Below are 13,008 nucleotides of genomic sequence, written 5' to 3'. Positions count from 1 at the left end.
CCTTATGAATTATGGAAAAACAGGCGTTTTGTCAGTTAAACTGTCAACCAACCAGCGATTCTACAAACCCGACTACTTCGGATAATCGGCTGTAGTTGACTGAATAGAAGATGAACTTACCGTCTCTTGTAGTACTTACAATACCGGCTCGTCGGAGGATGGCGAGGTGTTGTGAAGCTACAGATTGCTCCAGCCTAAGCTTTACATAAATTTCTGTAACCGTCATTTTTTGATGATCGTCGAGTAATTTGATGATTTGCTGTCGGAGCTTGTGGTTGATCGAGCGGAGTATCAAAGCAGCCTTCTTCGTATGGAGGAAGTCCACCTTTACCGCGTTTTTGCCGTTGTTTAATACAACGGATTGTAATGATTGACTCATGACAATTAAGTTATGATGGGGGGTTAACAAACTAAAATTGCACTTATAAAGATATATAAATCTTTATACTTTATAGGCATATTTTTTAGGTCCAAGATTTTTGACGTGTTTGTTCACTTTTTCGCCGTATCAAAAAATGGCTTGAGATACAATGGTTCGCTGTAAGCAAGGTCGGCGAAATCCTTTCGGAAAAAGGCTTTTAGCGAAAGGGAAGCAAGGTGACTACTATCATGTTTCACCTCCTCAAAACGGGCATTTGGGTGGGATAAAAATTTGCTTAATTTTTTCATTCCTGATCCTGAAAAACAAACAGTTTCCTTCTCCAAAAAATCCGCAAACGTTTGCTCTTCCAATACCAGTGCCTGTGGTTCCAACCGAACTTTGAGTTCTCGGTTGTAAATGGCCGTAAATACTTCCATTCTCCTGGCATCTATTAGTGGACAAAAACAGCTAATAGCCTCATCCACAGCTTCTATGGCAGCAATAGCCATTACTTCCAGTGTGTTTACTATGATCAGGGGTTTATTTATAGCAAAGCATAGACCCTTGGCCGTGGCCATGCCAACCCTTAATCCTGTATAGCTACCCGGACCGCCAGTAACTGCAATCGCTGACAAGTCGGTAAGTTGGAGGTCAGATTTTTGTAAAATTTCAGCAATGGCGGGTTGAATAAAACCAGCATGGTTTTTTTGATCATCGCTTGTCAGCATAAACAACACAGTATCCTCTTTGCTAAGGCAAACACTGGCACTCTCAGTTGCGGTATCAATATTTAGGATATAACTCATTTTGCGGCAATCGATTGTACATATTCATTTTCAAGAGCCGGCGCAGGGGTATAGCGCTTGTCTTCTTCTGAAAGCATCGACAATAACTTGTAAACCTTTTCGATCCCAATTTTTTCACACCATTCAAAAGGACCCATCGGATAATTAGTACCCAGTTTCATCGCTGTATCTATATCCGCCTTACTACTCACATTATCGCCCCAGGCAAAATAAGCTTCATTAATAATCATAGAAATTACCCTTGCTGTAATCATACCAGGTACATCAGGTACAAACGTATAGGGCCAATGTAGCTGATTCAATATGTCTTTTACTTCTTCTTCATGACCACCAGCTACAAGTTCTACAATTGGTCTTTGCAAAAAACCATTCCATGCATTGATGCGCACGTAATTCGGAGGTAATTCAGACTGAGTAAGCAGCACAGCATTCGCAAAAACAATACTGTCGCCCGCTTCAGGAATCGGCTGGTCATCTTCTTCAAAATTTAGATTGAACCAGATCGCTTTTTGTTCGGGCAAACTATCATAACCATACCTGTAAATCTGGCAACCAGCCGGTATGGGTTTTGATAAAAATTCCTGGTATTGCTCTGTTGTTCCTTTTACCACTATTTGCATCTTGCAAATTTAGGTTGGTGGGTTGATAGAAAAACACCAAATTGCCGGCATAAATAAAGTATCCATGTCAAAACAAGTCATCAATACCCCGAAAGCACCCGCCCCCATTGGTCCTTATAGTCAGGCAGTTAAAGCAAATGGTATGGTTTACCTGAGTGGTCAGGTTGCCTTCGATCCTGCTACGGGAGAGTTGCTCACGAGCGATTTAAAAACAGAAACCCACCGGGTAATGCAAAACCTTGCAGCAGTACTCGAAGAAGCCCATATAACATTCGAACATGTTGTAAAAACGACCATATTCCTCAGTGATATGGGGCATTTCGGAGAAGTGAATGAAGTATATGGCAGCTATTTTAAAGGAGATTTTCCTGCACGTGAAACAGTAGCAGTAAAAACACTCCCCAAAAATGTGAACGTAGAAATCAGTATGATTGCTGTGGTAGATTTATAATAGTGTGATTCGATAACCAGTTGTACAGTTAATTGATTCTCCCGGTTGTAAATATTTCAACCCAATTTTATTATTAAAAGCATCAGGTGCAGCGGTAAGATTTTCTATCGCTATACTCTTGCGATGCGGTGGTGTATATACCTGTAAATATGGATAAGTTGAATCAGGTTCGATACTGATCATTATGTTACTATTCTTTAAAATGCAGGTTACTGGTTCGTTTTGTGATAATGCATAGCAATTATCTAGTTCAATACCAGCCAGTAAAGTACCATTCAGAAATCGACCATCTTGTTCTTCTTCACCAGTAGGTAATAAATCAGCATCAAAAACCAGTTTTTTAGCTGTATTAAACTGAAGTGTAGCTGTATCAATTGATTCTCCAACGGTAAAATAAGGATGCCAGCCATCCGTAAATGGAATACGATTTGTGTGCAGGTTGGTAGCTTCTGTAGTTACGGTGAGGTAGTTGTTGGCGTATAAGGTCCAGGTAATAGCAAGCCTATATTCAAAAGGGAATCCTTTATCGGTCCCCTTGTAATGGTAGGATAAACATACCCATGCTTTTTCACCGTTTGCACCCTTTTCTGTGATGGTAAAATCTGCATGGCATAAAAGTCCATGTATGGCATGTCCATTCAAATAGAAGCCTTCGATTTTGAAGTTTTGTTGTTCGAAGCTGTATTGTCCATCCCGCATCCTGCATACAAATGGACTCAGTTTTGCACTTTTGAAGCCATTATTCATTTCCAGCCTTGCATTTGCCACATCTACAAAGCCATCGATGATATTATAACTTAGTCCTTCTTTTTGCGCAGTAAAAGCATTTAATAATGCACCAAAGCAGAAGATTTCTGCCGTAGTTCCCAAGGTTTCGTCACAAAGAATGATCTTCTTATCGTTGCTTAGCCCCTCTTCCCTGATGCTGAATGCCATTTTATTCTTTTTGTAAACTTATGCATCAAAAAACTAACGATTGTTAACCATTTGAAGGAAAGCCGTAAATTTGCATCTCAGTGAAAAGAAAGGATATGTCGTACCAACCACAGCATAAAATACGCATTGTAACTGCAGCCAGCCTGTTCGACGGGCATGATGCGGCCATTAATATCATGCGCAGGATTTTACAATCGAAAGGAGCAGAAATAATACACCTTGGTCATAATAGGAGCGTGGCAGAAATAGTGGAGTGTGCCATCGAAGAAGATGCTCAGGGAATAGCCATTACCAGTTACCAGGGCGGTCATGTGGAATTCTTTAAATACATGCGTGACTTACTGGATCAGAATGGCTGTGGACACATCAAAATATTTGGCGGCGGCGGTGGTACTATCTTACCGGAAGAGATCAGGGAACTGCATCATTATGGCATTACCCGGATTTATAGTCCGGATGATGGTCGCCAAATGGGACTGGAGGGAATGATTGAAGATGTGATTCGTCAATGTGATTTTAACCTGAATGGGAGTGGTGTTTATACCAAACCCATGACTTTGGGTGAAGTAAAAGACATTCGCACCATTGCGCGTCAGATTACCAATGCAGAAAATGGAGTAAATAGCAAACAGGTTGAGAAAAACATACAAAAGGAAGATAAACCAATACCTGTTTTAGGCATTACAGGAACAGGTGGTGCAGGAAAGAGTTCAGTAACAGATGAGATAGTACGTAGGTATCTCCAACTATTTGAAAATAGTACCATCGCTGTTATCTCGGTTGATCCTTCCAAGAAAAAAACAGGTGGTGCACTATTGGGCGACCGTATCCGCATGAATGCCATATCACATCCACGTGCTTATATGCGCAGCCTGGCAACACGCGATGATAATACCGCATTAAGTGCGCATGTACAGGATGCTATTGATATCTGCAAAAAAGCTGCATTTGATTTTATAATTCTTGAATCAGCCGGGGTAGGACAAAGTGATGCCTCTATCCTCGATTTCTGCAATGTGAGTCTTTATGTAATGACACCGGAATACGGTGCTGCATCTCAACTCGAAAAAATCAATATGCTTGATTATGCGGATGTGGTTTGTATCAATAAGTTTGATAAAGCAGGTGCATTAGACGCACTACATGATGTACGTAAACAATATAAACGCAACCATGGTTTATGGACCGCAAAAGATGAAGATCTTCCCATTGTAGGTACTATCGCAGCTCAGTTTAATGATGCAGGTGTAAATACATTGTTTGAAAAAATAATGCAGGTTGTCGAAACAAAAACCAAAGTAAAATTTGGGGATTATTCAAAGGAAGTTACATCTGGCGAAACAACCACCAAATCGCAGATCATTCCTCCCAAGCGTGTTCGCTATCTGGCAGAAATTGCAGATAATAACCGTTCTTATGATGTTTGGGTAAATGAACAAACAACACTGGCAAGCAAACTTTATCAAATCACCGGAACACTTGCTTCGGTAGAAGGTGAGCTGGCAAAGGGGTTGGAAGAAGTAAAACAATCATTCGAAAAGCAATTGCACCCAGATTGTAAATCACTTATCGATCAATGGCCCTCACTGGTTAATAAATATGAAGCCGACTTTTTTGAATATAAAGTACGCGATAAAATAATCAGACAGCCACTCACAACTACTTCACTTAGTAAAACACGTATACCTAAAGTAGTATTACCGAAGTACAAGGATTGGGGCGATATTCTACGCTGGCAGTTACAGGAAAATGTACCAGGCTCATTTCCTTATACCTCAGGTGTGTTTGAATTGAAAAGACAGGGTGAAGATCCAACTCGTATGTTTGCAGGTGAAGGTGGACCAGAGCGCACCAATAAACGATTCCATTATGTGTCTTTAGGGCAACCAGCTATTCGGCTTTCTACAGCTTTCGATAGTGTAACACTTTATGGGGAAGACCCTGCGGTACGTCCGGATATTTATGGTAAAATTGGTAACAGTGGTGTAAGTATTGCCACTGTTGATGACGCCAAGAAATTATACAGCGGTTTTGATCTGTGTGATCCAAAAACTTCGGTTAGTATGACCATTAATGGTCCAGCACCTATACTGCTTGCATTCTTTATGAATGCAGCAATTGATCAGTTATGTGAAAAGTATATCGCAGAAAATGGTTTAAGAGACAAGGTTGAAGAAGTGTTTGCGCACAAATACAAACATGCACCAAAACCGGTTTACTATAATCCGGCTTCACCAGAAAGATTACCCGAGGGCAATAGTGGGCTTGGACTGGGCTTGCTTGGTTTAACGGGTGATGAAGTGTTACCTGCAGATGTATATGAAAAAATTAAAGCAGAAGCTTTATCACAAGTGCGGGGAACCGTACAGGCAGATATTCTTAAAGAAGATCAGGCACAGAATACCTGCATATTCTCTACAGAATTTGCTTTGAAACTAATGGGTGATGTACAATCTTATTTTATCGATCATAAGGTTCGTAATTTTTATAGTGTAAGTATTAGTGGTTACCATATAGCGGAAGCTGGCGCTAACCCAATTACACAATTAGCCTTTACATTGGCAAATGGCTTTACTTATGTAGAGTACTACCTAAGCAGGGGAATGTATATCGATGATTTCGCACCTAACCTTTCTTTCTTCTTCAGCAATGGAATGGATCCTGAATATAGCGTGATAGGCCGTGTAGCCAGACGTATTTGGGCGAAAGCCATGAAAAATAAATACAAGGGAAATGAGCGTTCTCAAAAATTAAAATACCATATTCAAACCAGTGGAAGAAGCCTGCATGCACAAGAGATAGATTTTAATGATATCAGAACTACGCTGCAAGCACTTTATGCCATCTATGATAACTGTAATAGCCTTCATACCAATGCTTATGATGAAGCGATCACCACACCAACGGAAGAAAGTGTGCGGAGGGCAATGGCCATTCAATTGATTATTAACAGAGAACTTGGAACAGCTAATACAGAAAACTTTATCCAGGGAAGTTTTGCAATTGAAGAACTGACTGATCTGGTGGAAGAAGCAGTATTGACGGAGTTTGAAAGAATCAGTGAAAGAGGTGGTGTGCTAGGTGCAATGGAAAGAATGTACCAGCGAAATAAGATACAAGAAGAAAGCCTTTACTACGAAACCTTAAAACATACGGGAGAATTACCACTGATTGGAGTAAATACTTTCTTGAATAAAAAGGGAAGTCCTACAGTGTTGCCTGGCGAAGTGATTCGTTCTACTACCGAAGAAAAGGAACAACAAATTCAGAACCTGCAGGCATTCTGGAAAAGAAATGAAGACAAATCTGCCTCTGCAATTGCAACACTCAAACAAACGGCCCGTCAGAATGGAAACCTGTTTGAAGCATTGATGGAAACGGTGAAATACTGTTCATTAGGACAGATAACACATGCGCTGTATGAAGTTGGCGGACAATACCGACGTAATATGTAAGGCTTCCAAAAAGTTTCAGTATTTTGAGTGCTCAATAATATTGATCTGATGCATAATCTGTTGACCCGTATTATTATCGTTTGTTTTCTTGCATGTCCATTTGTTTCAAATGCGCAACAAGCTGCCCGTAAATACGATTCTACCATGAAAATTGGTAAAGCAGGCTATAAAGTAGTTTGCAATAATCGTAATGCAGATAAAAATACCATCAGCATTTCTCCTATTGGTTTTGATAACAGTGTTCGTGATTTCAGTTTTGAAATCATGGGACGGGTTCGCAGGGCAGAAGTGGATGATGTGAACCGCGATAATTTCCCTGATCTCGTATTATACGTATATAATGGCGATACACTAAATAAAGGAACAGTTATTTGTATCAGCTCTGAAGGAAATAACAATGTAATGCCAATTACTTTTCCCGATATCCTCGACGACCCTAAACTGAGAGATGGCTACAAAGGGAACGATGAATACTTACTTATGGAAGGTATTCTCACGCGCAGGTTTCCATTATTCGCAGCCGATAGTTCCGGGGTTTCAGTGCCTACCGGAAAAACCAGGCAGGTGATGTACCGAGTTATACCGGGTGAAAAAGGGGGACAGAAATTTACGGTTATGCGTACTTATGATTATGTGAAGCAGTAATTTTTAGCTACAAGCTACAGGCTGCAAGCTGCATGCCTTGATTGGTGCTTATTATGGACTTTCAGTTTTGGGTGTAATAAATTAGAAAACGTGCTAAATAGATATTATACCAAGTCCTGTAAATAAACACTTGTTTATATAGACGAATTTAAATAAGCGATTTGCAGCCACATTCATTTATTCCAGTATTAGCACATAGTTTACGATAAGTACCAATCGAGGCCTGCAGCTTGCAGCTAGAAGCTTGCGGCCTAACTATCTACTTGCAATATTCCTTTACTTCAAATTTGTAATAACAATTTTCGTGGCAACTTTTTCCTGTCCATCATCGTCCCTGATGATTACCAGATATACACCACTTGATACTTTAGTGCCGAGGTAATTTTTACCATCCCAAATTGCTTGTCCACCCAGTGATCTGGTCTGATAAACAAGCCTGCCGTTCATTTCAGTAATTTTTACCAGTGCATTATTAACTAAACCTCGAATGGCAATAGTTCCACTAAAGCCCGGGGGAACCGGATTGGGAAATACCAATACCTGCTGGGTTGTATTTGTACCCTCGGTAGCAGTACTCCTGAAGCTACAGATGCCGTTGTATGTTGCCATAAATACTTCACCGCTTACCGGATCAATGGCTAATTTGCGCACATCATTGCTGAGGAGGGGACTATTTTCTTCTGTAAATCGATAGATAATTTTTTCTCCATTTGCACTGATTAACCATACACCATTTCTGGTACCCACCCATTTTCTGTTTGCTCCATCAACAGCAATGCATTGTACAACTTCATCACGAAATAATAGTCCGGCAAACTGACTTTGCTGTACTATGGGTTGAATGGCATCACATCCACTTCCTTCGAAAATATTTTCGGTACACTGAATAATGCATAATCCCTTATCGGTTCCAACCCATATATATCCATTCTTATCTTTTGCAAGTGAATAAACATTGTTTGAAGGAAGATTACCGCTGCCTGGTCCCTCCCGATAATATTTCCATCTGTCATCATTGGGATTATCGATATTATTTCCAGGGTTATAGCAAAAAAGCCCATTTCCTTTTGGGCTCATGATCCATACATGATCATAATCATCCACTACAATTTGTGCAACAGCGTTTTCTGCGTTGTTTAAAGGGATAGTGAATGAAGCCCAGGTACTATCCTGTTTTCGGACCTGCAGATTTTGTGGTGCACCATAATTACTGATCCATAACCGTTGCTTGCTGTCGAATGCCAGTCCGCTTACTCGTACACTGCCAGGATCGCCTATGGCAGCACGCAGACTGCTATTATATTCTTTGAATATCCGGATACCTGATTCTTTAAATTGTACAAGACCACCTCCATAGCTACCTGCCCAGATACTCTGATCGCGTGGATCTTGTGTTAGGGTGATAAAATCAAGTACTGAGTCGAGTACACTGGTGTTATAGTATCCGCGAAATGACCACTGGTCTTCTTTTAATTGAAAAATACCATCTCTGTTGTATAGATAGTTCCATGCGTCATTAACACTACCCGCGGCAGCAAATAGGGAAGATCCATTGGCTAATAATTCTCCAGTGGCAATACCTGGTGGGCCATTAGGAATAAAGCGATCTACTGAGCTACTGAAATGAGAGAGACCACCAAACTGATCAGCAACCCAAACAGTGTTATTGTCGAGCAATGCAGAACCCGGAAGAGAAATAACACCTGGTTGAGCGCGGGTTTGCTCTATGTTACCGTTTGTATTCAAACTGATTACACGGGCAATACCGGTATTGGTACGTTGACATACTAACAGACGGTTTTCGCTTGTTGAAGTATTTATAATTGGCCATGCCGCATCAAAATACAAGAGTTGCCAGCTATTGGCATTGCGTATGAGCAATGAATCGTTTCGTTGCACAACTATACTTCCATTTACTAATAGAACCTCTTGGCAGGGCCCGTTTGGTAACCCTCCTGCACCACTCAGGTTTTGCCAATTGCGATAGTCGGCCAGGTTACTGCTATTAATGGTAGCTGTTTTTAGTCCTTCAGCAGTTGCTGCATACCACTGGTTACTAAAGAAGGTTGTTCCTGATACAGCAACCTGTGTACCATTAGTGCCAATGATCCAGGTATCTTTTATTTCGTTTTTTGTAAGATCAACTACGATGATGCCTAGTCCGGTAGATAAATACGCGAAACCATTACTACAGAAAATATGTTGAATTATTTTGTTTCCTGAAATATTACTCCGCTTAATGTCGCTAATGTTTTTAACGGTATTTTCTTTAAGCAGATCGATATTACTGTTTTTATAAGCAATGACGAGTTGATTAGTTGTTTGATCCCATCCGATTGCGCTAATCCCAATATCATTTAAGCCTGTTACTTTAGAGAAACGTTGGGCTTCATTTTTTTCGTTGATAGCGAATAGCGCTTGTTCGGTTGCACAATAAATACGATCGCCCTTTATAACCTGGATCGCTTTTTGGTAGTTAAGGTGTTCGCGCCATTGCCCAATTGGTGGAATTTGTGCATATGCATTTGTAATGGAGAATAGGGAAAAACAACAAAGAAGGATTGATGTAAATATTTTTCTCCTTTTAAACATAGTTAAAGTTAGTGAATCTGTGAGTAATGATGGTGTATAGAAAGGAGATAGTAATTGATTGGAAGGTATTTACCACATCAATGGTATCGGAAAGATGCTTTTTAAAATCAGGTATTTCTACGTGATTTTTCAATGGAAAGGATTTTTATTTTGGCAGTTAAAATAAAAGCTATGAAGAGTAGAATAGCCATTGATACATTCAGGAAAATTGACGAACTGATTGTTAGGAAATGTACTGGTAAGCCTGCAGAAATGGCAGTAAGGATCGATTGTTCTTTGACCACTTTATTTACTTACTTATCAATGATGCGCGAGATGGGGGCACCGATTAAGTACAATAAATACAAGCAAACTTATTACTATGAAGAAGAGGGAAGTTTTGTAGTTGGTTTTAAAACCAGGAAATAACAAAACCGAAGAAACCTTTATACGCTGACAATACCATGTTTAATGGCAAAGATGGCGAGTCCAACCCTTGTTTTGATATCCAGTTTTTTAAACAGGTTATCACGGTAGGTATCTACGGTACGTGGACTGATATGCATTTCTTCAGCGATTTCTTTGTAGGTTTTATCGCTGCAGATCCATTGCAGGAAGATGGTCTCATTTTCTGTGAGGCTGCTCAACGGAGAGCCGTCGCCCAGGAATGAATCTTCGTTGCTGATATAGTGCATTAGCTTGTCGCTAACCAATTCATTGATAAAATACCCTGTATCGCGAATATTTTCGAGTGCCTGTTTAAAAACCTTTGGTTTACTGTCTTTGAGGAGATAGCCTCGGGCGCCATTTTTTAGCATACGGATGATGGCTATATCGTTTTCCAGCATACTCAGTACAAGTACACGGGTATCCGGAAGGTTGGCTTTAATCCATTCTGCTGTTTCAAAGCCATCCATCATGGGCATATTGATGTCTAGTAATACGATGGCTGGGGGTTTGTTGGTCTTTAAAGCCTCGATGAACTCTTTACCGTTGCCAGCTTCCATAACTACCTTAAAGCCTTCGAATGAGTTAATCATCGAGGCCAACCCGCTGCGCAGTAATTCATGGTCGTCCACTAAGGCTACAAAAGTCATACAAATTGGAATTATTTGGATTTTGCCTGCAATATAATAGCTGTTCCGTTTCCGGGCTCACTTTTTATATCAACAGTGGCATTTATCATTTTTGCCCGGTTAAAGATATTCTGTAATCCGATACCGGGGCCTGCTGTTTTAAATTTCTCCATATCGAAACCAATACCATTATCTGCGATGCTGAGCTTAACCTCATTCTCATTCCCTTCCACATCTACCGAAATATGGTCGGCTTTGGCATGTTTCATGATATTATTGATGATTTCCTGAACCATCCTGAACATGATCAGGTCTGTGTTTTTATCGATACCGGTAAAATTTTCTTCTACTTTCAGATCTGTTTTATATCGGCCACTTTTCTGGAGGTTATTGAGTAATTGGCGGATTGATTCAACGATGCCTATATCCTGGATCCGGTTGGTTTGTAAGCTGTGGCTCAGGTCGCGAAGATCTTTGATGGCTTTCCCCAGCAGTTCATCGGTATGTTCCAGTTTTTCATGTTCAGAGATATCGGTAAAAGTGCTCAGGTTTAATCTAACCAAACTTAATACCTGGCCGATATTGTCATGAATTTCGCGGCTGATATGGCTGAAAGTCTGTTCCTGTATTTCCAGTTGCGATTTGAGGATGGTTTGCTCAAATCTGTTCTTCATTTCATCGCGCTCCTGTTGAAACTTTCGCTGTCGGCGCAGGAAAACGAATACTATAAGCAATAAAAAAAATCCTATCAGCACCAAAAATACTGAAGCGATTACGATGGTGATTAGGATGTCTTCCTGTTCTTTCGGCATAATATAAATGCAATGCTGAATGAGCCGTAAAGCACCACATTCAGGCTGTTATTGATAAAGGAGTAAATCGTAGTTCCCTGCTTTTTTAAGGCAGTGCTTGTAAGATATTCAAAAAGTGCATTAATTATTACTGATCCCAGGTAAAAAATCAATAACCCAATACAAACCCAGAAGAAGGGATGTAAAGATAACTTTGTATCCAGGGAATCAGGTAATATTGACTCGTAGAGAAAGAAACAACTGTACACGACCATTAAAAAAGCGCCAACAAGAAAGGTATAAGTATGGAATTTGTAAATCCCCTGAATGAAAGCAATATTCAATACAACCAAAATGATATAAACAGGGATCAAGAAAATAATTGTTTTTCTAAGGGCTTTGCTGGAAATATAAAAAAGAAATACCCAGGAATAAAAAATGAACTCACAGGTTGTAAAAACATTAAACATCATATATCGTACAGATCGATCTATACGGTCAATGTTTTCATTCTCTGCTGTCAGGAGAAATTTAGCTGTAAGTTCTACTAGTACAGTAATTATTAAAAATGGGATGAAATATACAAATCCTTTATTTCGCTTGAGGTACCTGAAATTAAGTAAAGCAATAAGAAGGCAAAGTATTTCAAGGTAAAGGTGTGAGTAGAGTCTTAGATGTTCAATCATGAGCCTGGCTTAAGATATAAACCCCTTCCAATGTGGAAAGGGTTTATAAAAATTCTTTAATGTATTATGTTAAGAACTGATAGCATCGATTAAGGAACCAAGCCACCATGATTCAGGAAATCTTCTCCATTAGAAGGACTACCAAAATCACTGTTTCTTATGCTGCCTGAACCACTTCTCTTATCACCAGAGAAGAAAACTGTCAGACGACCATTATCATACAAACCGAAGTTTACATAGATATTTTTTGAACCAGCTTTTCTAAGCAGGTAAAGATAGTTTTGGATATCTTTTACTGAGAATGCTACAGCAGTACTTTTATTAATACGGGCAGCAGCATAGCGAGCCGCTAAGCTAGCTGCTTCATTTTTGTTGATAATACCAGGTATATCAGATGCGCTTACCTGAATTGCAGTTACTGATTCTTCATCAGTAGCTTTTTTGCTTACTTCATTCGTAACACCATCCTGTTCTTTCTGGCAGGCTACCAGAAGGGTGGTAACAACTGACAGCAGTAAAACTGTGCCTAAGATTTGAAACTTTTTCATCTAAACTGTTTTTAATAGGTTTTGACCAAGGTTTTTTGAATGGGTATTACAAGGTTTTTGAA

The 13,008-nt window shown here is 39.8% G+C and carries 12 protein-coding genes; 4 read left to right on the top strand and 8 right to left on the bottom strand.

From position 1 onward, the window contains the following. Positions 1-43: 43 nt before the first annotated feature. The 3 genes from ACH30E_RS00185 to ACH30E_RS00175 form a co-directional block, all read right to left on the bottom strand. Complete coding sequence (locus ACH30E_RS00185) at positions 44-295, bottom strand: ArsR/SmtB family transcription factor (RefSeq protein ID WP_490823129.1); 252 nt, start codon at positions 293-295, stop codon at positions 44-46. 197 nt (positions 296-492) lie between these two features. After that, positions 493-1,167, bottom strand: a complete 675-nt coding sequence (gene tsaB, locus ACH30E_RS00180; protein WP_490823128.1) for a tRNA (adenosine(37)-N6)-threonylcarbamoyltransferase complex dimerization subunit type 1 TsaB — start codon at positions 1,165-1,167, stop codon at positions 493-495. Further along, positions 1,164-1,787, bottom strand: coding sequence for a 3-hydroxyacyl-CoA dehydrogenase family protein (locus tag ACH30E_RS00175; RefSeq protein ID WP_294996240.1), 624 nt, complete (start codon positions 1,785-1,787; stop codon positions 1,164-1,166). The genes tsaB and ACH30E_RS00175 overlap by 4 nt, the downstream gene beginning before the upstream one ends. A 64-nt stretch (positions 1,788-1,851) precedes the next feature. Here ACH30E_RS00175 and ACH30E_RS00170 point away from each other — a divergent pair, with 64 nt between their 5' ends. Next, complete coding sequence (locus ACH30E_RS00170; protein ID WP_294996243.1) at positions 1,852-2,238, top strand: RidA family protein; 387 nt, start codon at positions 1,852-1,854, stop codon at positions 2,236-2,238. On the opposite strand, the gene ACH30E_RS00165 is transcribed toward ACH30E_RS00170, so the two are convergent. After that, a complete protein-coding gene (locus ACH30E_RS00165) occupies positions 2,233-3,174 on the bottom strand; it encodes an aldose 1-epimerase (RefSeq protein ID WP_490823127.1) in 942 nt (313 codons plus the stop codon). The two genes, ACH30E_RS00170 and ACH30E_RS00165, sit on opposite strands and share 6 nt — an antisense overlap. A gap of 95 nt (positions 3,175-3,269) precedes the next feature. Here ACH30E_RS00165 and ACH30E_RS00160 point away from each other — a divergent pair, with 95 nt between their 5' ends. After that, the gene (locus tag ACH30E_RS00160) at positions 3,270-6,629 is read left to right on the top strand and encodes a methylmalonyl-CoA mutase family protein (RefSeq protein ID WP_294996251.1); all 3,360 of its coding nucleotides are present in this window, start codon (positions 3,270-3,272) and stop codon (positions 6,627-6,629) included. Positions 6,630-6,677: 48 nt separating this feature from the next. Continuing rightward, positions 6,678-7,274 (top strand): hypothetical protein, encoded by a 597-nt coding sequence (locus tag ACH30E_RS00155; RefSeq protein WP_294996253.1) that lies wholly within the window; start codon positions 6,678-6,680, stop codon positions 7,272-7,274. A 276-nt stretch (positions 7,275-7,550) separates the two neighbouring features. Here ACH30E_RS00155 and porZ read toward each other — a convergent pair whose 3' ends face one another. Continuing rightward, on the bottom strand, positions 7,551-9,866 hold the full coding sequence (gene porZ / locus ACH30E_RS00150) for a type IX secretion system anionic LPS delivery protein PorZ (RefSeq protein WP_490823126.1): 2,316 nt from the start codon (positions 9,864-9,866) through the stop codon (positions 7,551-7,553). A gap of 171 nt (positions 9,867-10,037) precedes the next feature. Here porZ and ACH30E_RS00145 point away from each other — a divergent pair, with 171 nt between their 5' ends. Further along, complete coding sequence (locus tag ACH30E_RS00145; RefSeq protein ID WP_294996259.1) at positions 10,038-10,274, top strand: hypothetical protein; 237 nt, start codon at positions 10,038-10,040, stop codon at positions 10,272-10,274. Positions 10,275-10,291: 17 nt separating this feature from the next. On the opposite strand, the gene ACH30E_RS00140 is transcribed toward ACH30E_RS00145, so the two are convergent. The 3 genes from ACH30E_RS00140 to ACH30E_RS00130 form a co-directional block, all read right to left on the bottom strand. Then, the gene (locus ACH30E_RS00140) at positions 10,292-10,942 is read right to left on the bottom strand and encodes a response regulator transcription factor (RefSeq protein WP_294996262.1); all 651 of its coding nucleotides are present in this window, start codon (positions 10,940-10,942) and stop codon (positions 10,292-10,294) included. An 11-nt stretch (positions 10,943-10,953) separates the two neighbouring features. Beyond that, a complete protein-coding gene (locus ACH30E_RS00135) occupies positions 10,954-11,733 on the bottom strand; it encodes a sensor histidine kinase (protein WP_294996266.1) in 780 nt (259 codons plus the stop codon). Positions 11,734-12,487: 754 nt separating this feature from the next. Beyond that, positions 12,488-12,946, bottom strand: coding sequence for a hypothetical protein (locus ACH30E_RS00130; RefSeq protein ID WP_490823125.1), 459 nt, complete (start codon positions 12,944-12,946; stop codon positions 12,488-12,490). Positions 12,947-13,008 lie beyond the last annotated feature (62 nt).

Source organism: Sediminibacterium sp. FW305-C-61 (assembly GCF_058231065.1).
Note: the sequence above shows the minus strand (reverse complement) of the source record. Positions and strands in the feature narration are given on the sequence as shown.